Raw genomic sequence first — 24,646 nt, forward strand, 5'->3', positions numbered from 1 at the left:
TGTCATTCCTTGAGGTAGTTGAGATCTGGGTCATAGGTTCCGATCCGTTGTCCCTTGCGATTGAACATCTTCCAGCCATCCGACACGTTATGCCCGTCGACATCAGGCGTGATGTAGTTCTTTCCGTTAGAGAAGACCACCTGACCGTGCGAATTGAACGGTGCCTTCTGTGCGGGAATTCTTGTTCTATACCCGAGCGCACCTGCCCGATCGGCCACGGTCCCAGCGTATAGCTCTCGACTCTGCCGACTACGCTCAGCCACCGTATCCGGATGGTAGGGGTCACCCTTGAGCGCGGGGGAAGAGGTATACCCCTCCGGGAGGTCACAGTTGCTGTTGTGAACCAGGACCGGAGTCTCACCCGCCAGCACGTAGTACGTGTGCAGGTCATCGACCGTGAGGTTGTAGGTGCGGGCGTGGTCCGTGTAGGGGCGGTTTCCGGTGACGATGACCGTTTCGCCGGTGTCCGTGCGCAGGGTCATGCCCGGCTTGAGCCTGCCCGCGGGGATCCAGTCGCTTTCCGAGGGGGACCAGAACGGGTGCTCGTGGGTCGCGGTGAGTTTGTCGATGCCGTCCGGGGTGGCGATGGACAGCTCGTTGAACTGCTTGTCGTCCTCGGTGATGATCAGGTGCGTGACCTGCCGGGCCGCGGTTTCGCCGGTCTTCGGGTCGGTGGCGAGGACCTTGTCCCCGACCCTGACGTCCTCGATGTCCTTGGTGCTGCCGTCAGCCATCAGAACATCCGTTCCTGCGAGGAAGCACCTGTTGCACTTCTTATTGCTCTTGATCAGGTCGTCGACCCAGTTGGTTCCCTTCTTGACAGCGGAGTCCGGAATGAACTTCAAGGGCTTGGCCATGGGCAGATCCATGGCGGAGTTCACGCAGTGCTTCGTCCCGTCGCCGGAGATGCACCGGTACCATTCCCGGGGGTCGGGGAGCAGCAGCGAGGTGACTACTCCTGTGGCCTTCTTCTCCGTTTTGAAGTTGTAGGGCTTGAACTTCGTCTTCCCGCTACCGGACGGCTGGTCCGGCCCCTCCCTTACGACGCTGTGAAGGTCGCCCCCCGCAGTGAAGTTGTAGCTGGTGTATTCGTAGTGGGGCTTCCAGGTGCCGTTGGCCGAGGGTGTCAGCCAGTCGCGATACGTGTAACTCCCGTCCTGGCACCCGTACTCGCACAGGCCGATGGGTCGCAGCCCGTCGGGGTCGCTCATGCTGACCGGGCTGTTGTTGGCGTAGCTGTACCCGTTCATCGACTCCGGCTGTTCCGGACTCAGGACGGGGTCGACGCTGATGAACTGGCCGATGGACGGGTCGTACTGGCGGGCGCCGATGTGGGTGAGGCCGGTGGTGGCGTCACGGGTCTTGCCGAGGAAGCCCTTGTCGTCGGGCCACGGGCCGAACTGGGGTGTGCCGCGGTCCGCGCCGAAGGGGGTGGAGTAGCGCTTGGTGAACTGCTGGTCGAGCCGCTCGATGGCGAGGCTGGAGGTGCCGTGGTGGTCGCCGGTGAGGAAGGTGATCTTCTCGGTGCCGGTCTGGTTGGTGCGCAGCCCGGCGGTGATCCCGTCGGCGGCGTAGTAGCGCTGGGCCCAGGTGGTGCCGTTGGCGCGCAGGTGCAGTTCCGTGCTGCCGGCGTAGAGGACGCGTTCGCCGTTCTGGGTGGCGCGGATCAGCAGGTTGCCGTCGGCGCCGTAGAGGTAGTCGGTGGACTTGCCGCCCTCGGTGAGACGGCTGAGGCGGCCCTCATCGGACCAGGTCAGGCTTTGGGTGCTGCCGCTCGCGACGCCGGGGCGCTTCGTGGTGTTGCCCGTGGTGTCGTAGGTGTAGGTGCGCTGGGGACTGGCGCAACTGCTGCCGGTGGTGGTGCCGGTCAGGGTGTGCGGCTGGGCGGTGCTGGTGTAGCAGTAGGTGGTCTGGGTGTTTCCCGTGCCGGTGTGCTGGGTCTCGGTGGTGCGCTGGCCCGCGGTGTTGTAGGTGTAGCTGGTCCAGTAGGGGGCCGGGCCCGAGAGCGCGGTGGCGCTGCGGGCGTCGGCGCACTTCCTGGAGGAGGGGGTCCACGCCTCGGTCAGACGCTGGTGGGCGTCGTAGGCGAAGCACTGGGTCTCGGCGCTGCTGGTGCCGCCCAGGGTCGTGGGGTCGCCGATCGAGGTGACGTTGCCGGTCTGGTCGTAGCTGTAGTTCAGGTCCTGCAACTGGTAGGGGTGGGTGAGGTCCTGGGTGTAGCTGCGGGTGAGGCGGCCCGTGCCCTCCTCGAAGGTGTTGGCCACGTAGACGCGGGCCGCGCCGGTGCCCCTGGTGAGCATCTGCGGCTGGCCCAGGGCCGAGTAGTCGATCGCCGAGAGGTAGACGCCGATCTCGGTGAGGTTGCCCAGGCCGTCGTACTCCAGGCCGAGGATCTCGGAGGCCAGCCCGCCCAGTGCCGGGGCCTTGGTCTGCTGCACCTGGCCCGGGATGTTGTAGTGCGTCTCGAACGCCAGCGTGGCCGGCTGTCCGGCGACCACGAACGGGTCGCTCGCGGGCAGCCGCAGCTCGCTCTTGATGGCGCGGCTCATGCTGTCGTAGGCGGTGACGGCCTGGGTGTAGGCGGCGCCGTTCTTCCCGCCGACGTAGCGGGTGGACGTGGTGGGCAGGCCCTTGAGCAGGGTGTCGTAGGTGAAGCCGGTGAGCTGGTTGGCGTCGGTGCGGGAACCGGCCCAGGTGCCGGTGACGCGGTCGGCCTCGTCGTAGGCGCTCAGGACCGTCTTGCCGCGCGAGTCGGTGGTCCCGGTGACCCGGTCCAGGGTGTCGTACTGGGTCGTCGACGTCCCGGTGTCCGGGTCCTGGGCGCTGGTCCGCCGGCCGAACAGGTCGTAGCCGTAGGCCCACTGGGCGCCGTCCGGGCCGGTGATGCCCTTCTGCCTGCCGTCGACGGCGTAGGTGAACTTCGTCGCCCGGTGGGAGACGCCGGGCCCGGTGCCGAAGTCGGCGTCGGCCGGGTTCACGCCCGCGTAGGAGCGGGTCTCCACGGTCCGGCCGCGGATGTCGGTGACCGTGCGCTGAGCCGAGCCGCCGGTCAGGCCGGTGGTGGCGGTGGAGTCACCGGTGTGGCTGGTGGTGGTCGACCACTTCTTCGTGCCGTTCACGTAGAGCGTGCTGACGGTCGGCCGCCCGGCGCCGTCGAAGACCGTCTCCGCCTGCCGGGGCGCGCGGCCGTACTCGGCGCGGGTGTAGGTGCCGTTGGGCGTCTTGGTGTTGTCGAAGATGTCCGCGTAGGTCTCGTGGGCGAGGCCGCGGGTGTCGTACCGGGTGTCCGTCAGCAGCCTGCCGCCCTGGGGGGTGGGTGACTGGGTCTGCAACGGTCTGAACAGCGAGTCGTAGATCGCGTAGCTGGTGTTGAAGGTCTCGCCGTCGTTCTTCAGGGTGCCGGTCGACACCCAGGAGGGACCGGTCTTCCTCAGCAGGTAGCCGAACTTGAGGTTCGGGGTCTGGACCCCGGCGGACCGGTTCGGCAGCCACACGTCGGTGACCCGGCCGAGCGCGTCGTACTGCTGCTCGGTCTTCTTCAGATTGGGGTCGTAGACGCGCAGGGGGAGTCCGCGCCGCGGGTCGATGTAGCTGACCGTGCGGAACTCCTTGGGGTCGGTCGTGATCGTCCTCGTCAGCGGCCCCGCGTCCTCGGGGGTGTAGGCGGTGGACGTGGTGCGGCCGGCCGTGTCGGTGACGGTCAACGGGCGCCCGAGGGTGTCGTACGTGGTGGTCGAGACCGTCTGCCAGCCGGAGGCCGCGCGCCGCCCGTCGGTCCCGGCGGTCGCCGCGTAGCCGGTGGCACGGCCGGCCCAGGTGACGTGGCCCTTGGTCGGAGTCTGGGTGGCGGACCAGGCCGTGGCGGTGGGGCTGTCGTACACGGAGGCCGTGTCGGACAGGACGTCTCCCGCGGAGCCGCTGCCGGTGGGCAGGTTCAGGCTCGCCTCCGCCGTCGAGCACTGCTTGGCGACGGTGCGGGTGCGGGAGACGAGGGAGGTGATGCCGAGGGCGGGGTTGCGGGCGTACCAGGTCAGCGTGCAGGACTCGTCGCCGCTCAGACCGCGCTGGCCGAAGTCGTCGGCGGAGACGACCATGCCGAGGTCGTCGTAGCTCTGACTGGTCACGGCCGTTCGCCAGCTCTGGGAGCCGGTCAGGTACGTGCTCGTGTACACCGAGGACGGGCGGACCCACAGCGCCGGCTGGGCGGCCGCGCCCGGAACGGTCTGGGTGGCGGTGTTCTTGTAGGTGTAGTTGTGGAAGACGCTCTCGATGGGCTGGCTGCCGTTGTAGGTGAGCTGCTGGCGCAGAGCCCCCTTGTAACGGTCGCTGTCGGTCACGGAGACGAAGTCGACGTCCGTGTCGAGCAAGGGCGCGACGGAGACGGACTTGGTGGTGCCGTCCTTGTTCTTGTCGCCGTGCATGCCCTGCAGATAGAGCGAGACGGTCTTGGAGCGGGTGCCCCCGGCCGCTCCGGTGTACGCGGTGACCTGACGGTAGCCGCGCCAGTCGGACCAGGTCCGTTCGTCGCTCGGTACGAACGGTTCGTCGTTGTGGTGCCAGGCCGCGCCGCTGTAGGAGTAGGCGTACTCCACGGCCGGGTTCGTGGCGGCGGCGTCGTGGACGCCGACGGCGGTGACGCGGTACTTGTGGAACCAGTCGATCGCGGCGTCCTGCGCGCCGTTGATGTTCCAGAACTGCGGGTAGCAGGAGCGGGTGTTGCTGTCCGGCGCGGCTCCCAGGACCTCGCTGCGCCGGCACTCCGGGGCCGACAGGGTGACCTCGGTGACGGCGCCGGTCTCCGAGGTGATGGTGGAGACGCGCGGACGGGTCAGGGGGAGGATGTCGTCGGTGCCGTCGACCCGGTTGGGCCGCAACTGGTAGGTGAAGGCGATCGGTTCGAGGGCGATGCTGGTGTCGCCCGCCTTGGCGGTGCGCTTGAGCGACTTCAGGGTGAGGACCTGGTCGGAGCTGTCCCCGATGTCACCGCCGTCCAGGAACGCCTCGGTCAGCGACCAGGAGTCGACCGGGTCGTAGGCGCTCGTCGTGGCGTTCAGGGAGAAGGTGCTGATGCCGGTCAGCCGCTTGCGGGAGAAGAACGAGGGGCCCGCGCTGTCGCACGTGTCCGCGTCCTTGGCGCAGATCGCGTCGAACGGCACGTCCGGCCAGTTCTCCGAGGTGGCCTTGGTGAGGCTCGTGCAGTCGGCGGCGGTGCAGCGCTCGGCGTGGGTGAAGGTGACCTTCGCGTCGGCCTGGTCGGTGAACAGGGCGCCCTTGCGCAGTCCGTACTCGATGCGGGCCAGATAGCCGCCTCGGGTGTAGGAGGCGCTCGCCTTGGCCGACTTGTTCTTCTTGTAGTAGTTCGATTCCTTGGTGTACCAGTACGTGGCCGCGTTGCCGCCGGTGTCCTCCACGTAGTCGAGGTTCCAGCGCCAGGCCTGGGTCAGGGAGCGGTTGGCGAAGGCGCTTCCGGCGGAGTAGCCGGGTTCGCCGGAGTCGTCGCCGAAGACCGGCACGGTCCAGGTGGAGTTGGTGCGCTGGTCCGCGGCGCCGTCCAGCTTGTTCCGGCCGAAGACGTACGTGGTGCCGTCCCCGGTGACGACGGTCCAGTACTCGCCGTCGTCGTCGCCGTTGACCGCGCCCGTGGACCGGGTCACGGTGGAGGCGTCGTCGTTCTCCAGGTGCCAGACACCGCTGGTGTTGTCCTTGATCAGGCGGGTGGACCGGCCGTTGAGGACCAGGCGCGCGTTGTCGTACTTCCAGCACTTGTCGAAGACGTCGGCGTGGCCGTCGTCGTCGCAGGACTGGTAGGTGCGCTCGATGTAGGACTCGGTGAGCCCGAAGCCCTCGCCCACCGTGGTGGTCTGGTTGTTGCTGGTGGCGGTGCGGCCGTCGACGCCGCCCGAGTCGTACGACAGGGTCAGCGGGGGCACGGGGCCGGCCGCCGGGGGAGGCATCGTGAAGTCGTACGACCAGGTGAAGGAACCGGAACTGCTGCCGGCCTGCCAGGAGGAGGACTCCGCCAGCTTCGTCGCGGAGTAGTCACCCGTGCCCTTGGGGGACTGGCCGCCGCCGGCCGGGGCGGCCGTCACCGCCAGGACCGTCGCGCCGGAGGCGGTGTCCGCGCCGCCGGTGAGCCGGGCGGTGGAGGCGCCCGGTGCCGCGCCGAGGGGGACGGTCGCCGAGACGGTCCGCCCGGCGAGGCTGTTGTCGGACGCCAGGGGGGTCTGCTCGCGGCACTCCGCTCTGCCCGGCGTCGTCAGGGCGCAGTCGGGCAGTCGCACCAGCCGCAGCCGCTGCGACCAGCCGCCGCCCACGGCCGAGGCGAAGCCGCCGTAGTTCACGCGGACCCGGGCGGTGCCCGGGGACCCGGCCGCGGCGGTCAGCAGCACGCCGGTGATCCCGGCGGCGCGGGCGGCCCTCTGGTCCAGGACGGTGACGCGGGCCTCGCCCGCCGCCGCGGGGGCCGCCGCGGCACGGGACGCGGGAGCCGCTGCCGGGACCAGGGAGACCGGGAGGCCGCCCGGCTCCGCCCCGCGGTGTGCGCCGGGCTTCAGCGTCACGGTGGCGCTGCCGCCGCCCGGCCAGCCCGCCCGGCGCTCCTTCCCCGCCCGCTCGGCCTGCCGCTCGTTGGCCGCGCGCTCCTTGTCGGCCCTGGCCCGCGCCGCGTTCGCGCCGGTGGTGTCGAAGGCCCTGACCTTCGTCACCGGGGACGCGGGGATCCCGGGACGGTCCAGACCCTCCGGTTCCGCTGCCCGCGCCACCTGGGCCAGCCCGGTCGGCACCACGAGTGCCAGGACGAGGGACTGCGCCAGGAGGCGGCCCCTGCCGCGCCGGGCGGCGTGCCATCGTCTCCTGCCCGCCTGTGATGTGTATATGCCAAATGACATGGTTATGTCCCCATCCTTCGATCGAAGAACACGCACACGCCGGTCCGTCGGCGCCGGCTTCCGTTCATCCGTTCATCCGTTCCGGCGGGGCGGCCGTCGGCACGGCCGCCCCGCCGGAACGCCGTCAGTCGCCCACTGTCTCGGCGACCTGTTCATGGGTCGCCATGGCACCGGCCCACAGCCGTGCCTCGCTGATCCGGGCGGGCAGGAAGTGCTGCCAGGACCCCGCGGTGAACCCCTTGCCGACGGCGAGGTCCCCCGTGCCGGCCTTCGCGGTGAAGACCCGCGGGGCCCCGTCGCGGACACTGCTGAGATAGAGGCTGACCGTTTCCTCCCGGGCGTCGAGTACGCCGGTCAGCCGGACCGTGCCGTCCATCGCCGCCTCCTCCACGGAGGACGCCGCGCTGAACGTGCCGTTGGCGTTGAGGCGTCCGAAGCGCCAGAAGCCCTTGGCGACGCTCTTCTCCGTCAGCGTCTGCTCGTCGAACACGGTCGCGCTGCCCGTCCGCTCGTACCAGATCCCCCACGCCGAGCCGTCCGCGGTCCGCTGCCCGATGACCTGCCCGGTGTACCCGACCGGCTTGGCGAGGAGCTTGTCGCCGTCCAGCGCCGCCAGCGCGGTGACCGTGAACGGGCCGGTGTCGTCCACCACCGGCCCGGAGGCGGTCGCCGCGTCGTTCACGCCGTCGAGGACGATCGACTCGCCGTCCAGCGCGGCGCCGCCCGCCAGCGTCAGCGACCTGCCGTAGCCGGAGGTGGTGTCCGCGACGGTGGTGCCGCTGCCCCGGTCGGCCGACCAGTCCGCCACCAGCTCCACGGCCGCCCGGCTGGGCGAGTTCAGCGGCTGGGCCTCGTCGGCGATCAGGTCGTCGGTGAGGGCCTGCTGCCAGGCGGTGACCTCGTCGATCGACCCGGCGAAGTGGTCCGTGTAGCCGCCGCGCCACAGCACCCGGCCGATCTGCAGCGGCCCCTCGGCCGCCCAGGCCGCGGCGACCGTGGTGGCGCCCTGCTTCCGGCCGTTGACGTACAGACGGATCTGCTTGGCCGGCGCGTCGTACACGGCGGCCAGATGGGTCCAGACCCCGCGCGCGGCGGGCTGGGTGGCCGTCACCTTCTGCGCGCTGATGTTGCCGCCGGTGTCGTCACTGGGCGACGTGCTGAGCGACCAGGTCTGGTCCGCCTCCCGGTAGGTGAGGTAGAAGCCGCTGTAGAAGGACCCGTTCTGGCCCAGGACGGTCTGGTTGGCCGCGACCCCGGGCTTGAGCAGCGCCCAGGCGGAGACCGTGTAGGAGGCGCGGGTGTCCAGCACCGGGCCGCCGGTGGCGGCGTAGGCGGTGGTGCCGTTCAGGGCCAGGCCCTTGTCGGTCACCGGGACCGCCAGCTCGGTGTCGTCCGGCTTGTGGGTGATCACCCCGCGTCGGCCCCGGCCGTCCCGGGTCGCCCCGCCGGTCAGCGTGGCGTCGTCGCTGCCGTCGACGGTGGCGGAGTCGAGCGCGGCCCCCGACGCCTCGTCGAAGTGGTACAGGCCGACCGGCCCGTCACCCGAGTCGACCATGAAGTCGGTGACGGACTGCGCGCCCCAGCCCAGTGAGTCCTTGGCCCGCACGTAGACACGGTGCAGACCGCCGCGGGTGGGCGTGATCCTCGCCGTGGCCGTCGCCCCCGTCAGCTCCGCCGACCAGGCGGCACCCGAGGACAGCTTGTACTGGTACGCGCTGTTGACGTCCCCCGTGGCGGGCTTGAAGGTGAAGGTGCTCGGCACCCCCGGTCCCCCGTGCGGGGCGCAGGCGTTGGTGGTGCACTCGGTGTACGGGCTGCCGACGGTGACCTTCGGCGGCTTCGGCGGCTGGGAGTCCACCCGGAAGTAGCAGTAGCCGTCGGAGACCTCGCTGTCCAGGTGGCTGGAGCCGTAGTACGACCAGGTCCACGCGTGGTACCGGTACAGCTTGCCGTCCGTCAGCGGTGACCAGGTCAGCGACAGGGCACGCCCGTTGGCCACGTATCCCGTCGACGGGCCGAGCGAACCGGCGGCCGGAGGGGTGACGTCCGACCAGGACGCGTCGGCGTTCCGCACGTCCACGTCGAAGTAGACGCGCAACTGGGCACCGGACTCGCCGCCCGGCTTGGTCCGGGCCGTGGCCTTCAGCGTGGGCGTGGGGTCGGAGACGATCGCCGGGTCGGCGGCGCTGCGCTCGCACACCGGGGTCGTGCTGCTTCCCCCGCCCTGGAGGCCGAGGCCGGTGGGCTTGTCCGGGAGCCCGACGAACGAGACGGAGAGCACGGCGTCGTTCTTGAACCGCTTCCACGCCGAGGTGTCCGTCTCGTCGTGCGCGCGGATCTCCAGGGTGAGCCGGGAGAACTTGCCCGCCGCGAAGTCCCGCACGGTCGGGGTCAGGTTCTCGTCCGGCTCCTCCGGGTTGTCCTTGAACTCGATCGGGGCGTCCGGGGAGTCGGGGTCGCACAGCGAACCGCGTCCGGCCGACACGTACCGGTCGCCCATCCAGTCCAGTTCCTTGGGCCGGGAGGCCCAGGTCGTGGCGGCGGAGATGTTGTTGGTGCGGACCAGGTCCACCCAGCGCGGCGCGCACTGGAACGCCCACGGCTCCGTGACCCGGAACACGGCGTCCAGCACCTTCTTGCCCTTCAGCGTGGCGGGCGAGAACTCGAAGTAGAGCCGCTGCACATAGCCCGGACCGCAGTAGTAGCCGGACCACGTGCCGCACTTGCCCGCGCCCTTGCCCTGGCCGTCGTCGCCGTTGCCCCAGGCGTAGGACTCGTAGCCGTCGCTGCGCAGGAGGGTGCGCTCCGCGCTTCCCCAGCCGACCGGCGGGTCGATGAACAGCGGGAAGGCGTCGGGGGCGGTGGAGGCGAGCATGTCCGCGTCCGGGACCAGCGAGAGCGAGGCCGGCGCGACCTCGACGCGCATGCGGGCCACGGTGTCGCCCTGGCCCGGCTCCAGCCCGGAACCGGACGGCGCGCCCTCCGCCGGGTCGCCGGGCGCGTCCGCCGGAGGACCGGCCGTCGTGCCCCGTGCGGCGGGCTCCCCGGGCACCGGGGCGCCCGCCGTGGCCCGCCCCGCCGAGTCCCACATCCGGGCGGGCGGCGCCCTGAACACCGTGGTGCCGTTGCCGTCGACGGCGGCCAGACCGCCGCCTGCGTTCTCCCGGACCGCCAGGTTCTCGGTCTCCAGGGCGAAGGTGAGCCTCTTCAGCTCCTCGCTCGCCGCCGCGGCGGGGGTCTTGACGACCAGGACGTGCTGGACGCTCTCCGGAGTGGCGGTCAGCCGCAGGTCGACGTCCGGCAGCACCTCCGGGTAGACGGCGGTCGGGCCGTCCAGGACCGGGGCGGGCAGGATGCCCGGCCAGTCCAGCGCCAGCGACGCGCCCTCGTTCCCGATCCGGGCCAGCGGCACGCCGGCACCGCCGCCGGAGAACACCATCCGCACGGCGGCGCCCTTCGGGCCCACCGTGCCGTCGGCCCGCCGGACGAGGGTCGCGTCCGGTGCCTGCCAGCCGCCCTCCGGCGTCCTGGCCCGCACCGGGACCGCCGACTCCTCCAGGGTGAACGTCTCACCGTCCGGGTTGGCGAACACGGTGGTCCGCTCCGTGCGCTCCCCGGTCACCTCCACCCGCTGCCCGGACTCCCGGGCCTCTCCCAGGGCCCGCTGACCTTCCGTCAGCGGCGTCGGCGGCGGTGCCGTGTCGTCGGCCGCCGCCACCGTCCCCGGGACGAGGGCCGCGAGCAGCGCCGCGCAGAGCACCGCCACGGTGCCCGCGGCCCGCGGGCCGCCCCGTCCGCCCGCACCTCTCCCCGGGACGGGCCTCCGCCCGGTCCGCCCGTCCCCCCGCCGGGTCCACATCTCCACCACACCTCGTTCATCAGATTCTCATCTTGTTGCCCTCGGTAACTAACTCTGTACGGAGGGGCGAGGTCAACGGGAATAAAACGGTCACAGGGGAGATGGGTTCCGAGACGGACTGTGAAGAAGTCGACGTTTGGGCGAGGTTGCACTCCACGTGATCACGTTTTGGTCACATGATCGACTTGGCGGGGTCGTCGCCCTCCCTCGCGATGCCCGGCTCCCGAGGTTCCTGGGTCCCCGGCCGCCGAACTCCGGTGCCCTTCGCGGGCGTTCTTCGCGGGGCGCCGCTCACGGGGTGTCGTGGCCGGTGGTGCGCAGGCGGCGGTCCAGGGCCAGGGAGAGTTCCGCCTCGACCACGCTGCGGGCCAGCGGGCGCAGGCGGCCCGGGTCCCGCTCGGGGGCGTGGCGGAGGATCAGGTCGGCGAAGAGGGCGGCCAGGGCCTCGGCGTGGTCGCGGACGCGGCCGCCGGCTTCGAGGACCTCGGTGAGCGGGACGCCCTCGCGGACCAGTGCCGAGGAGGCGTCCAGCAGGCGGCGGCTGATGTGGACGAGTTCGTCGCCGTCGGTGCCCAGGTATCCGAGGCGCATCGCCGCGGCGAGGTTCTCCGGGGTGACCCCGCCCTCGAAGCGGGCGGCCAGCTCCTCGGGGGTGAGGCGGACCGGGGTCTCCTCGGTCGGCTCGCCCATGCCCAGCAGGTCGCCCACGTCGCGGCCCTGCTCGAAGGCGTCGGCCAGCTCCGCGATGCCGCTCAGGGTGTGCCCGCGCTCCAGCAGTGCCGCGATGGTGCGCAGCCGGGCCAGATGGCGGTCGTCGTACCAGGCGACGCGGCCCTCGCGGCGGGGCGGCGGGAGCAGCCTGCGCTCCCGGTAGAAGCGCAGGGTGCGCACCGTGACGCCGGCCAGCCGGGCCAGCTCCTCCATGCGGTACTCGCGCTTCTCGGTCACGCCCCGACCTTAGAACGTACCGGCGGTAACTTTCGCCGGACGGACCCCTACCCATCGGTACGGGGCTGCCCTACGCTCCCATTGTGCCAGTATTCACTGGCAAGGTTCTGGGAGACCCCGGGAGGCTTCGGAATGGCCGAGCACGCACAGGTCCACGGACATGTGAGGGTGGCGGTGATCGGCTCCGGCTTCGGCGGCCTCGGAGCCGCCGTCCGCCTGCGCCGCGAGGGGATCACCGACTTCGTCGTCCTCGAACGGGCCGACGCCGTCGGCGGCACCTGGCGGGACAACACCTACCCCGGATGCGCCTGCGACGTACCGTCCCACCTGTACTCCTTCTCCTTCGCGCCGCACCCCGACTGGCCGCGCTCCTTCTCCGGGCAGCGGCACATCCGCGCCTACCTGGAACGCGTCGCCGACACCTTCGGCCTCCGCCCCCACCTCCGCCTCGGCACCGACGTCCGCCGCCTGGCCTGGGACGCCGCACACCTGCGGTGGGAGATCGACACCTCCCGCGGCGGCCTCACCGCCGACGTCGTCGTCTCCGCCACCGGACCGCTCTCCGACCCCCGCGTCCCCGACATCCCCGGCCTCGGCACCTTCCCCGGCAAGGTGTTCCACTCCGCCCGCTGGGACCACGGCTACGACCTCACCGGCAAACGCGTCGCCATGGTCGGCACCGGCGCCTCCGCCATCCAGATCGTGCCCGCGATCCAGCCCGACGTCGCCCGCCTCACCCTCTTCCAGCGCACACCCCCCTGGGTCATGCCCCGCGCCGACCGGGCCATCGGCGGCGCCGAACGCGCCCTGCACCGCGCCCTGCCCGCCACCGCCCGGCTGCGCCGCGGCCTGCTCTGGGGCATCCGCGAACTCCAGGTCCAGGCCTTCACCAGACACCCCGGCCAGCTCGGCCTCGTCGAACGCGTCGCCCGGCGCAACATCGCCGCCGCCATCGACGACCCGGCGCTGCGCGCCCGGCTCACCCCCCGCTACCGCATCGGCTGCAAGCGCATCCTGCTCTCCAGCACCTACTATCCGGCGCTCGCCCGGCCCAACGTCGACGTGGTCGCCGGGCTCGCCGAGGTGCGCGGCTCCACCGCCGTCGCCGCCGACGGCACCAGCGCCGAGGTCGACGCCATCATCCTCGGCACCGGCTTCCACGTCACCGACCTGCCCATCGCCGAGCGGGTCACCGGCGCCGACGGGCACACCCTCGCCGAGAGCTGGAAGGACGGGATGGAGTCCCTGCGCGGCGCCTGCGCCGCCGGCTTCCCCAACTTCCTGACCGTCATCGGGCCCAACACCGGCCTCGGCAACTCCTCCATGATCCTCATGATCGAGTCCCAGCTGAACTACCTCGCCGACTACCTGCGCCAACTCGACGTCCTGGGCGGCCGGGTCGCCCTCGACGCCCGCCCCGCCGCCGTCCGCCGCTGGAACGAGCGGGTCCAGCGGCGCATGGAGCGCACCGTCTGGAACACCGGCGGCTGCACCAGCTGGTACCTCGACGCGAACGGCCGCAACACCACCGTCTGGCCCGGCACCACCAGCGAGTTCCGGCGCGCCACCCGCCGGGTCGACCTCGCCGAGTACCGGGTGCTGCGCGCCCCGGCCGGAGCCGCCCCCGCACCGCGCACCGCCCCGCCCGCCGCGCAGGACGACGCCGGGGTGAGCGCGTGAACCGCCCGCCCTCACCCGCGCCCGGCCCGCGTGTCCCCGGCCCGTACGCCCCGCCCGCGCCCGCCCGAGAGCTGACCGCCCTCTCCTTTGGCGGCGCCCGCCTCCACGTCGAGGTCCACGGCCCCGACCGCGCCCCCGCCGTCGTCCTCGCCCACGGCTGGACCTGCTCCACCGCCTTCTGGGCCGCGCAGATCCGCGCCCTCGCCCCCGCCCACCGCGTCATCGCCTACGACCAGCGCGGCCACGGCCGCAGCCCCGCCCACCCCGTCACCGGCCCCGGAGCCCTCGCCGACGACCTCGAAGCCGTCCTCGCCGCCGCCCTCGCCCCCGGCGAACGCGCCGTGATCGCCGGGCACTCCATGGGCGGCATGACCCTCATGGCCGCCGCCGGCCGCCCCGCCCTGCGCGAGCACGCCGCCGCCGTCCTGCTGTGCAGCACCGGCAGCTCCCGCCTGGTGGAGACGGCGACCGTGGTGCCCCTGCGGGAGGGCCGCGTCCGCACCCGGCTGACCCGGGGCCTCCTCGGTTCCCGCGCGCCCCTCGGCCCGGTCACCCCCCTGTCCCGGCGCCTCCTCAAGTACGCCACCATGGGCCCCGGTTCGCCCCCGCATCTCGTCGACGTCTGCGCCCGCATCGTCCACGCCTGCCCGCGCGGGGCCCGGCACGCCTGGTCCCGCATGTTCGACGGGCTCGACCTCGACCGGGGCGCGGGGGAGTTGACGATGCCCGCCGAGGTCCTCGTCGGCACCGCCGACCGGATGACCCCGCCCGCCCTCGCCCGCGCCCTGGCCGCCACCCTGCCCCACTGCGCGGGCCTCACCGAACTGCCCGGCACGGGCCACATGACCCCCGTCGAGGCCCCGGAGGCGGTCACCGGGCGCATCCGCGCCCTCGCCGCGGCCCATCTGCCGGGCGCGCCCCGGCCGGACGGCGACCCGGGCCCCGCCCCCGGACACCCCGCCCCCGGACACCCCGCCGCGCCGGGCCCCACCCCCGGGGCCGGTCCCGCACCCGCCGAGGAGAGTGCCCCATGAGCAGGAACAGCCTGGACGGACGGGTTGCCGTCGTCACCGGTGCCGCACGGGGCGTGGGCGAGCTGCTGGCCCGCAGACTCTCCGCGCGCGGCGCGACCGTGGCGCTCGTCGGCCTCGAACCGGACGCCCTCGCGGAGACCGCCGCCCGCCTCCACGGCCACGGCGGCCACTGGCACGCCGACGTCACCGACCACGACGCGATGACCCGCGTCGCCCGCGAGGTCGCCGAACGCTTCGGCCGGGTCGACGTCGTCGTCGCCAACGCGGGCGTCGCCGTCGGCGGCCCCTTCGCCGACTCCGACCCCGACTCCTGGCGGCGGGTGATCGAGGTCAACCTCATCGGCTCCGCCGTCACCGCCCGCGCCTTCCTGCCCGCCCTCACCGGGAGCCGCGGCTACCTGCTCCAGATCGCCTCCCTCGCCGCCATCACCCCCGCCCCGATGATGACCGCCTACTGCGCCTCCAAGTCCGGCGTCGAGGCGTACGCGCACAGCCTGCGCGCCGAGGTCCGGCACCTGGGGGTCGGCGTCGGCGTCGGCTATCTCTCGTGGACCGACACGGACATGGTGCGCGGGGCCGACCGGGACGAGGTGATGCGGGAGCTGCGGCGACGGCTGCCCTGGCCCGCCAACCGCACCTACCCGCCGGGCCCCGCCGTCGACCGGCTCGTCGAGGGCATCGAACGCCGCTCCGCCCATGTCTACGGGCAGTGGTGGCTGCGCGGCGTGCAGGGCGTGCGCGGCGCGCTGCCGGCCCTCGTCGGCACCGTCGGCCCGCGTGAGGTGCGCCGCTTCGGGGACCGGCTGTCCGGCGTGCGCACCGGCCTGGTCGGCGCGGGCGGAACCGCCGACGAGCGGCACCGCTCGGGGTCCGCCACGGTGCGTGACTGATCGACGTGCGGGCGGTCACCGGCCGTGTGAGTCTGATCGGGCCAGGCCGCTCCGGCCGGGCCCGACACCCCCACAGAGGTGAACCCGCATGGGCATCAGGGAACAGTTCCAGGACAAGGCCGAGCGGCTCCAGCAGCAGGGGCGGCAGCGCGCGGAGCAGGCCCGCGACCAGTCCCGGGACCAGGCGCGCGACCGCGCCCGCCGCCGCGACGAGGACGAGGGCGAGCAGCCGTCCGGCCGTGACGCCGAGGACCGGTTGAACAGCGACTACGACGCCTGACGCGCTCGTCCCGGGGGCGCCCTCCCGCCAGCGGAGGGCGCCCTTCCCCATGCCCGGGGGCCCGGCGGCGGGAGCGGCGCGGGCCGGACCGGCCGGTGAGCGGAACGCCGGGGAGCGGAGCCGCGGGGGAGCGGACCGTGAGACGGCGGAGCGCGAGACGGCGGAGCGCAGGGGAGCGCGGGCCGGAGGACGCCGACGCCGGACCGTGGCCGGCCCGGACCCGTCGCCGCCGGTCCCCGGCGTGCCCCGGCGGACATCGGCGCATCCCGGCGGACCCCGGTGGCTCGGCTCCCCGGGGCGCGGGGGGAGAGGCGCCCGGGCGAGCGGGTCCCGGGCCCCTCACCCCCTGGGCGGCAGCGGCGGGCGGGAGCGGTCCGGCACGTCCCCGTAGTCCGGGGGCGTCGCCGGCGGACGCGTCTCCAGCAGCTCCAGGGCCAGCCGCACCGCCTCGTCCAGCACCGGATAGCGCCCCTCCGCCCAGTCGAGCGGGGTGCGCAGCACCTCCACGTCCGGGGCGACCCCGTGGTTCTCCACGGACCAGCCGTACGCGTCGAACCAGGCCGCGTTCATCGGCACCGTGATCACCGTGTCGTCGCCCAGCCGGTGCCGCCCGGTCATCCCGACCACACCGCCCCAGGTGCGCTGCCCCACCACCGGCCCCAGCTCCAGCAGCCGGAACGCCGCCGTGATCATGTCGCCGTCGGAGGAGGTCGCCTCGTCCGCCAGCGCCACCACCGGCCCGCGCGGGGCGTTGGAGGCGTACGACTCGGGCTGGGCGTCCCGCGTCAGGTCCCAGCCCAGGATGGTGCGGGTCAGCTTCTCGACCACCAGCTCGCTGATGTGGCCGCCCGCGTTGCCCCGCACGTCGACGATCAGCGCGGGGCGGGACACCTCGCGGCGCAGATCCCGGTTGAACTGGGCCCAGCCCGAGCCGCCCATGTCGGGGATGTGCAGATAGCCGCACCGGCCGCCGCTCAGCTCCCGTACCACCGCCCGCCGTCTGGCCACCCAGTCCTGGTAGCGCAGCGGACGCTCGTCGGTCAGCGGGACGACCGCCACCCGCCGGGAGGGGCCCGGCCCGCCCTCCGCCGGGGCGAAGGTCAGCTCCACCGTGGTCCCCCCGGCACCGGCCAGCAGTGGGGCGGGCCCCGCCACCGGACCGACCGGGCGGCCGTCCACCTCGGTGAGGACGGCCCCCTCGCGGATGCCCGTGCCCGCCAGCGGCGAACGCGCCCGGGAGTCCGAGGAGTCGCCCGGCAGGATCCGGCGCACCACCCAGCGCCCGTCCCGGCAGACGAAGTCGGCCCCCAGCAGCCCCTGCGGGCGCTGGTAGTGCACGGGGCCCTCGTTGCGCCGGGCGGCGGTGACATAGGCGTGCGAGGTGCCCAGCTCGCCCAGCACCTCGCGCAGCAGATCCGCGAACTCGTCCGGCGAGGCCACCCGTTCGACCAGCGGGCGGTACTGCGCCAGCACCCCGTCCCAGTCGATCCCGCACATCCCCGGGTCCCAGAAGTAGGCGCGGGTCAGCCGCCCCGCCTCCGCGAACGCCTGGCGCCACTCCGCCGCCGGATCGGTCTCGTGCAGGACGCGGCGCAGATCGATCCAGGTGGTGGAGTCCCCGTCGGCGGGCTCCGCCGCGGGCACCGCCCGCAGGTCGCCCTCGTCCAGCACGACCAGCCGGGTGCCGTCACCGCTGACCCGGAACCAGTCCAGGTGGTCGACCAGTTCGGACTTGCGCGCCGTGGCGAGGCCGAAGTGCTCCAGGGTGGGCCGCTCGCTCGGGTCGGCCGGATTGGCGAAGGTCTCCCCGAGCGCCCCCGAGATCGGCCAGCGCAGCCAGACCAGCCCGCCGCCGGCCACCGGGTGCAGCGCCGAGTACTTGGAGGCCGTCACCGGGAACGGGGTCACCCTGCTCTCCAGCCCCTCCACCTCGACCGTCACCGCACCCCCCTCGCCGGGCCCCTCCTCCAGCGGGTCCAGCCCCCCGGCCGCCGGCCGCCCCTCGGGGTTCAGCGCGAACGGGGACGGTGTCGCCGACGACAGCGGCACCAGATAGGGGCGGCAGCCCAGCGGGAAGGACAGGTCGCCGGTGTGCACGTCGTAGACCGGGTCGAAGCCGCGCCAGGACAGGAAGGCCAGATAGCGGCCGTCACGGGTGAACACCGGGTTCTCGTCCTCGAACCGGCCGTCGGTCACATCCACGACGAGGGGACCCGCGGGATCGTTCAGCCGGGCCATCCGGATCTGCCGCAGCGACCGCCCGATCCCGGGATGGGACCACGTCAGCCAGGCCCCGTCCGGGGAGAACGCCAGGTCCCGCACCGGCCCGTTCGCCGACCGGACCAGCTCGACGACCTCCCCGCCCGCGTCCCCCCGGGGCGCGCCCGGCGCCCCCGGGTCCGTCGGCTCCGTCGGACGGCCCGTGGCCACCGCGTCCAGCGCCTCCGCGACCTCCGCGTCGCCCTCCGACACGTCGAGCAGCAGCAGCCGCCCGTCGTGCGAGGCCACCGCCAGCCGCTCGCCCTCCGGGTCCGACACCATCTCCAGCACCCGGCCCAGCCGCCCCGACGCCGTCCGCCGGGGCGCCCGCCCGCCGGTCGCCCGGGGCAGACCGGCGATCTCCACGGCGTCCTCCCCGTCCGCGTCCGTCACGTACGCCACCCGTCCGCTCGCCCCGAGCATCTCCGGCAGCCTGACCCGTACGCCGGGGGTGTCGGCGATGGCGCGCGCCGGACCGTCGCGGTGGGTGAGCCAGTACAGGCTGCCCCGCACGACGACGGCGCTCGCCCGGCCCGTCTCGTCCACCGAGACACCGCCCACGTGCCGCGCGGCGGGCACCTGGTAGGTGCGGCGTCCCGCGCGCGGTCCGCTCAGCCGGACCTCCAGGCGGCGCGGCCGGGCGTCCGGCGCGAGGTCGTCCACGAGCCACAGGTCGCCCGCGCACTGGTACACCACCCTGGTGCCGTCGCTCGCCGCGTGCCGGGCGTAGAAGGCGTCGTGATCGGTGTGCCGGCGCAGACTGGAACCGTCGTGGGCGCAGGAGTAGAGGTTGCCGACGCCCTCGTGGTCGGAGAGGAAGGCGATCCGGTCGCCGACGAACATCGGGGCCTCCAGATGCCCGCCGAGGTCCGCCAGCAGCCGCCGCCCGTGCAGCCAGAGCCTGCCGGTGGCGCCGCCCCGGTAGCGCTTCCAGGCCGCCGGTTCGTGCGGCGGGGTGCCGGTGAGCAGCAGGGTGCGGCGCTCGCCGCCGAGGTCCGCGGTCTGGATGTCGGTGACCGGGCCCCAGGGCAGCCGGCAGCCCGGCCCCGCGCCGGGGACCAGCTTGTACGCCCGGGTCAGATGGGAGAACGGCTCCCCCTGCGAGGCCACCGCGAGCACGGCGCCGTCCCCGGGGCCCGGTCCGGGCGGCGACCAGCCGCAGACCCGGGTGTCCGGGGTGCCCCAGTGGGTGAGCTGCTGCCCGGGACCGCCGTCCACCGGTACCAGACGGACCTCCGGGGCCGGGCCGCGCCAACTCGTGTACGCGATGTGGCGGCCGTCGGGGGAGAAGCGGGGCGGGCCCGTCCTGGCCCGGTCGACCGTCAGCCGCCAGGCGCGGCCGGAGCCGTCGAGCGGGGCGAGCCAGAGGTCGTCCTCGGCCACGAAGCACAACCGGTCGCCGCTGAGGTGCGGAAGGCGCAGATAGCTCACCCGTCCCATGCTTTGCCGGGGCGGTGGCCCCGGCAACTCCGGAGTACTTACGGGTAGCCGACAACCGTGACCCAGAACACGTACGAAACCGTTTCGTTTCGCTTGGGGGCTGGGATACATTACTCCTGTGCGCGACGGAACCGTCCGCACACGAGCCGGACACGGAGGGGAGAACCGGATGGCCGAGGCCACGACCGCACGCCGCACCCGGATCACCCCCGAGCGCGAGGCCGAACTCTACGAAGCCGTGCTCGACCTGCTCCGCGAGGTCGGCTACGACGCCCTGACCATGGACGCCGTCGCCGCCCGCACCCGCTCCAGCAAGGCCACGCTCTACCGCCAGTGGGGCGGCAAGGCCGAACTGGTCGTCAGAGCCATCCGGCACAACAAACCCGGCGAGATCAGCGAGGTCGACACCGGCTCGCTCCGCGGCGACCTGCACGGCCTGATGGCCCGCGAGGACGACTGCACCATGGCCCGCAACTCCGCGCTCATGCGGGGCGTGGCCATGGCCCTCCACCAGAACCCGGACCTGCGCCAGGCGTTCCGGGAACAACTGGTCGAACCCGAGATGGCCGAGTTCCGGCGGCTGCTGCAACGCGCCGTCGACCGCGGCGAGATCAGAGCGGACTGTCCCGCCCTGGACTTCCTCGTGCCCATGCTGGTCGGCGGTTTCGCCACCCGCACCCTGCTTGAGGACCAGCCGCCGACCCGCGCCTTCCTGGCCTCCTACATCGACGCCGTGATCCTCCCCGCCCTCGGCGTCCGCACCCTCTGACCCACCCCCAGCTCAGCCCCACCTGACGCCCATCTGACGCCACCGCTCACGTCGTCGGGCCGATCCCCCCTGCCCCGAACCTCACGACCTGACCGGGAGATCGCCTCCGTGGCCACGTTCCTCTACAAACTCGGCCGGCTCGCCTTCCGGCGACGGCACTTCGTCGCCCTCCTCTGGGTGGCGCTGCTGACCCTCGCCGGAGTCGGCGCCGCCAGTGCCCCGCCCGCCGGCTCCACCTCCTTCTCCATCCCCGGAACGGAGGCCCAGAAGGCCTTCGACCTGCTGGAACAGCGCTTCCCCGGCATGAACGCCGACGGCGCCACCGCCCGCGTCGTCTTCAAGGCACCCGCCGACGGGAAGATCACCGACCCCGGACACCGGGCCACCGTCGAGAAGACCGTCGGCGAACTCACCAAGGGCGCCGAGGTCACCTCCGTCGCCGACCCCTACACCGGTGACGCCGTCAGCCAGGACGGCACCATCGCCTACGCCTCCGTCAAGTACGACGTCTCCGGCATGGAACTGGAGGAGTCCACCAAGGACGCCCTCCAGGACGCGGCCCAGCACGCCCGCGACACCGGGCTGACCGTCGAGATCGGCGGCGACGCCCTCCAGGCCGTCCCCGAGACCGGCGCCACCGAGGTCATCGGCATCGCCGTCGCCGCCGTCGTCCTCGTCATCACCTTCGGCTCCCTCGTCTCCGCCGGGCTGCCTCTGCTCACCGCCCTCATCGGCGTCGGCATCGGCGTCTCCACCATCACCGCGCTCGCCGGGGTCCTGGAACTGGGCTCCACCACCTCCATCCTGGCCATGATGATCGGCCTCGCCGTCGGCATCGACTACGCCCTGTTCATCGTCTCCCGCTACCGCGCCGAACTGGCCGAGGGCCGCGAACGCGAGGAGGCCGCCGGGCGCGCCGTCGGCACCGCGGGCTCCGCCGTCGTCTTCGCCGGCCTCACCGTGGTCATCGCCCTGGTCGGCCTGGCCGTCGTCAACATCCCGATGCTCACCAAGATGGGCGTCGCCGCGGCCGGCACCGTCGCCATCGCGGTCCTGATCGCCCTCACCATGATCCCGGCGCTGCTCGGCTACGCGGGCCGCCGCGTCAAGCCGGCCGGTGACGGGATCCGGCTGCTCCGTCGCCGGGGTACGACACCCGACGCGTCCGCGCGGCCGGCCAGGGCCAACATGGGCACCCGCTGGGCCCGCTTCGTGGTCCGCCGTCCGGTCGCCGTCCTCCTGCTCGGCGTCGTCGGCCTCGGCGCCGCCGCGGTCCCGGCCGCCTCCCTCGAACTCGGCCTCCCCGACGACGGCTCCCAGCCCGTCTCCACCACCCAGCGCCGCGCCTACGACCTGCTCTCCCAGGGTTTCGGCCCCGGCTTCAACGGCCCCCTCATGGTGGTCACCGACGCCGAGGCCAGCGACGATCCCGAGGCCGCGTTCGCCGACGTGTCCGCCGCGATCAAGGACATCAAGGGTGTCGCCGCGGTCACCCCCGCCCAGCCCAACAAGTCCGGCGACACCGCGATCATCACGGTCGTCCCCGACTCCAAGCCCTCCTCCGTCCAGACCGAGGAACTCGTCCACGCCATCCGCGGCGCGGGCGGCGACATCACGGCGCAGAACGGCTCCGAGGTCCTGGTCACCGGCGCGACCGCCATGAGCATCGACGTCAGCCAGAAGCTCAACGACGCGCTCGTGCCGTACCTCGTCCTCGTGGTCGGACTCGCCTTCCTCCTGCTGATCGTGGTGTTCCGCTCGGTCCTCGTCCCCCTGAAGGCGGCCCTCGGCTTCCTGCTCTCCGTGCTCGCCGCCCTCGGCGCGGTCGTCGCGGTCTTCCAGTGGGGCTGGCTGTCCGGCCTGATGAACGTCGAGGAGACCGGCCCCGTCATGTCGATGATGCCGATCTTCATGGTGGGCGTCGTCTTCGGACTCGCCATGGACTACGAGGTCTTCCTCGTCACCCGCATGCGGGAGGCGTACGTCCACGGTGAGAAGCCCGGCGAGGCCATCGTCACCGGCTTCCAGCACGGCGCCCGGGTCGTCACCGCCGCGGCGGTCATCATGATGGCGGTCTTCGCCGGCTTCATCGGCTCCAGCGAGTCCATGGTCAAGATGATCGGCTTCGGCCTCGCGATCGCCGTCTTCTTCGACGCGTTCATCGTGCGGATGGCCATCGTCCCCGCCGTACTCGCCCTGCTGGGCAAGCGGGCCTGGTGGCTGCCGAAGTGGCTCGACCGCGCCCTGCCGAACGTGGACGTCGAGGGCGAGGCGCTGGCCAAGGACAGCGGCGAGAAGCGGGAACTGGTCGACGCGTGATCTGACGCGCGAGGCCGTCCACCGTCGCGGGTGGGTGCGGGCCGCTCCCGGTCACCGGGGGTGGCCCGTGCCCGGTTTCCGGACCTTGGGGGTTTTCCGCACCGTACGGGTTTTCCGCACCGTACGGGGTTTTGCCGGGTCGGTGGCTTCGGGGGTGGTCGTGGGGGGCCGCCCGCTTCCCTGCCAGGGTCGTGCTTCCGCGGGCCGCGTCAAGGGCGCTGCGCGTCGCCTGCGGCGATGGGCCTACGGCCCACCCTTGACCCGGCCCGCTCCAGCACGGGGAAGAAGCGAGCGGGCGGCCCGGGGAAACGGGTGTCCCACCGCCGGCCACCCCCGGCCCCGGTCACAGGGCACCGGCGACACGGGACGCGACCGCGCCTCGCCAGCACGCCACGCCGTCTCAGCGACTCCCCACCAGTGACAGCACCGGTCACACCCCCGTGAGCAGCGGTCAGGAACCATCGGCTGGAGGGTCCGCCGGCCGGGAGTCCGCAGATGGCTCCTGGCCGGGTTCACCGGTCGTGAGCCATGGACGGCCCCGTCCTCCGGACCCTGGCCATACGGCCCTCCACGGCCCTTCGGTCCCTTCGGGGGATCGTCCCGGAGAGGAGTTGGCCGAGGGGTGCTGAGGGGCTCGGCCTTCGGGGGCCGTGCGAGCGAGGACACTGGGGGCTGCGGCAGGTGTCTGAAATCGGTGAACACTCGGGGGCAAAGTGTTCACCGATTTTTCCCACCCCCTCCCCGCGCCCCCTCACTCTCCCCGCCGCGCCCTTCCCGAATTGCAGGAAGGCCGGGCCAACGGACTCTCCGGGACCGGACCATCTCGCGGCTCCACGGCTCCACGGCTCCACAGCCCCGTAGCCCCACAGCCCCGTAGCCCCACAGCCCTGGGACTCCGCTCCCCGCCTGAAGAAGGGCATAGAGGTTCGGGGCCGGTGGGGTGTCGCTGAGACGGCGTGGCGTGCTGGCGAGGCGCGGTCGCGTCCCGTGTCGCCGGTGCCCTGTGACCGGGGCCAGGGGTGGCCGGCGGTGGGACACCCGTTTCCCCGGGCCGCCCGCTCGCTTCTTCCCCGTGCTGGAGCGGGCCGGGTCAAGGGTGGGCCGTAGGCCCATCGCCGCAGGCGACGCGCAGCGCCCTTGACACGGCCCGCGGAAGCACGACCCTGGCAGGGAAGCGGGCGGCCCCCACGACCACCCCCGAAGCCACCGACCCGGCAAAACCCCGTACGCCCACCTTGCAATCTCCCATGTCGCCATCTCCCACCACTCCATCTCCCTCCCGCCTCGCCGCCTCCCTCTCCACCCCCCTTCTCCGTCCACTCGTCCACCCGTCGCCCACCCCCGCCCCGCCAACCCGCTCGCCCACCCCCGCCACCCCCGCTACCGTGCCCGGCATGACGACCACGAACGACGGCACCGACGTCCACCCCCGCTTCGCCGAAGCCCTCCGCGGACTGGGGCTCGACGGACTGACCGGGCAGGTGCGGCGCTTCCCGGAGGCCACGCGGACCGCCGCCGAGGCCGCCGCCGCGATCGGCTGCGAGCTGAGCCAGATCTGCAAGTCCCTGATCTTCGCGGCGGACGGCGTCCCCGTCCTGGTCCTCATGGACGGCGCCTCCCGTGTCGACCTGGACCGGGTCCGCGAGGAACTGGGCGCGGCCCAGGTCACGCGGGCCAGGGCCGAGACGGTGCGGGAGACCACGGGGTACGCCATCGGCGGCGTGCCTCCCTTCGGCCACCTGACCAGGACCCGTGTCCTGGCGGACCGCTCGCTGCTGGCGCACGACCTCGTGTGGGCCGCCGCGGGGACTCCGCACACCGTCTTCCCGATGGCCCCCGAGGAACTGATCACCCACGCGGGCGCCGACCTCGTGGATGTGCGCGAGCACACCGGGTGACCTCCGCGCCCGTCCCGGCCGGGCACCGCCCCGTGTGGGTGCGTGCGGCGGGCGACGGGCGCACCCTGGAAGCAGGAGTTGTGGAGGTGAAACGCCATGATGCACACCGCAGTGGGGTGGCATGTGGAGCTGGAGTTCACGGAGGACGACCGGCACACACGGGCGGCCGCGATGGTCCGCCTGCCCGACGGCACCGAGGTACGCGCGCACGGACGCGCCACGCGCCACACGGTCGACACCAACCAGCCGAGAGTCGGCGAGGAGGTCGCCGCGGCACGGGCGTTGAACGAGTTGGCGATGACACTGCTGACCAAGGCGCACGGTGAGATCGACGAGGCGTCGGGGAGGGTGTCCCACCCGATCCATGCCTGACCCGTGCCCGG

At 72.9% G+C, this 24,646-nt stretch carries 12 protein-coding genes; 8 read left to right on the forward strand and 4 right to left on the reverse strand.

Annotation, left to right across the window (positions count from 1 at the left end):
* Positions 1-2: 2 nt before the first annotated feature.
* The 3 genes from ACZ7LB_RS24980 to ACZ7LB_RS24990 form a co-directional block, all read right to left on the reverse strand.
* Positions 3-6,887: a polymorphic toxin-type HINT domain-containing protein gene (locus ACZ7LB_RS24980; RefSeq protein ID WP_471471330.1), complete on the reverse strand. Its 6,885-nt coding sequence runs from the start codon at positions 6,885-6,887 to the stop codon at positions 3-5.
* Positions 6,888-7,011: 124 nt separating this feature from the next.
* On the reverse strand, positions 7,012-10,647 hold the full coding sequence (locus ACZ7LB_RS24985; RefSeq protein ID WP_471471478.1) for a laminin G domain-containing protein: 3,636 nt from the start codon (positions 10,645-10,647) through the stop codon (positions 7,012-7,014).
* Between the two features lie 390 nt (positions 10,648-11,037).
* Positions 11,038-11,694: a MerR family transcriptional regulator gene (locus ACZ7LB_RS24990; RefSeq protein ID WP_471471332.1), complete on the reverse strand. Its 657-nt coding sequence runs from the start codon at positions 11,692-11,694 to the stop codon at positions 11,038-11,040.
* Between the two features lie 132 nt (positions 11,695-11,826).
* Here ACZ7LB_RS24990 and ACZ7LB_RS24995 point away from each other — a divergent pair, with 132 nt between their 5' ends.
* The 4 genes from ACZ7LB_RS24995 (at position 11,827) to ACZ7LB_RS25010 (ending at position 15,578) form a co-directional block, all read left to right on the forward strand.
* Complete coding sequence (locus ACZ7LB_RS24995) at positions 11,827-13,374, forward strand: flavin-containing monooxygenase (RefSeq protein ID WP_471471334.1); 1,548 nt, start codon at positions 11,827-11,829, stop codon at positions 13,372-13,374.
* Complete coding sequence (locus ACZ7LB_RS25000; RefSeq protein ID WP_471471336.1) at positions 13,371-14,408, forward strand: alpha/beta fold hydrolase; 1,038 nt, start codon at positions 13,371-13,373, stop codon at positions 14,406-14,408. The genes ACZ7LB_RS24995 and ACZ7LB_RS25000 overlap by 4 nt, the downstream gene beginning before the upstream one ends.
* Positions 14,405-15,298 (forward strand): SDR family oxidoreductase, encoded by an 894-nt coding sequence (locus ACZ7LB_RS25005; protein ID WP_471471338.1) that lies wholly within the window; start codon positions 14,405-14,407, stop codon positions 15,296-15,298. Before ACZ7LB_RS25000 ends, ACZ7LB_RS25005 begins: the two co-directional genes overlap by 4 nt.
* Before the next feature lie 88 nt (positions 15,299-15,386).
* The gene (locus tag ACZ7LB_RS25010) at positions 15,387-15,578 is read left to right on the forward strand and encodes a hypothetical protein (RefSeq protein WP_471471340.1); all 192 of its coding nucleotides are present in this window, start codon (positions 15,387-15,389) and stop codon (positions 15,576-15,578) included.
* A 339-nt stretch (positions 15,579-15,917) separates the two neighbouring features.
* Here the strand turns inward: ACZ7LB_RS25010 and ACZ7LB_RS25015 are convergent, their stop codons facing one another.
* Complete coding sequence (locus ACZ7LB_RS25015) at positions 15,918-19,277, reverse strand: S41 family peptidase (RefSeq protein ID WP_471471341.1); 3,360 nt, start codon at positions 19,275-19,277, stop codon at positions 15,918-15,920.
* A 169-nt stretch (positions 19,278-19,446) separates the two neighbouring features.
* On the opposite strand from ACZ7LB_RS25015, the gene ACZ7LB_RS25020 reads away from it, so the two are divergent.
* The 4 genes from ACZ7LB_RS25020 (at position 19,447) to ACZ7LB_RS25035 (ending at position 24,635) form a co-directional block, all read left to right on the forward strand.
* On the forward strand, positions 19,447-20,046 hold the full coding sequence (locus ACZ7LB_RS25020; protein WP_471471343.1) for a TetR/AcrR family transcriptional regulator: 600 nt from the start codon (positions 19,447-19,449) through the stop codon (positions 20,044-20,046).
* Between the two features lie 108 nt (positions 20,047-20,154).
* Positions 20,155-22,365, forward strand: a complete 2,211-nt coding sequence (locus tag ACZ7LB_RS25025; RefSeq protein ID WP_471471345.1) for an MMPL family transporter — start codon at positions 20,155-20,157, stop codon at positions 22,363-22,365.
* Between the two features lie 1,394 nt (positions 22,366-23,759).
* Entirely contained in the window at positions 23,760-24,263 is a 504-nt protein-coding gene (locus ACZ7LB_RS25030) for a YbaK/EbsC family protein (RefSeq protein ID WP_471471347.1), read from the forward strand.
* Between the two features lie 96 nt (positions 24,264-24,359).
* On the forward strand, positions 24,360-24,635 hold the full coding sequence (locus ACZ7LB_RS25035) for a DUF1876 domain-containing protein (RefSeq protein ID WP_471471349.1): 276 nt from the start codon (positions 24,360-24,362) through the stop codon (positions 24,633-24,635).
* Positions 24,636-24,646: the final 11 nt, after the last annotated feature.

It is taken from the genome of Streptomyces sp. NPDC107521, from assembly GCF_055598485.1.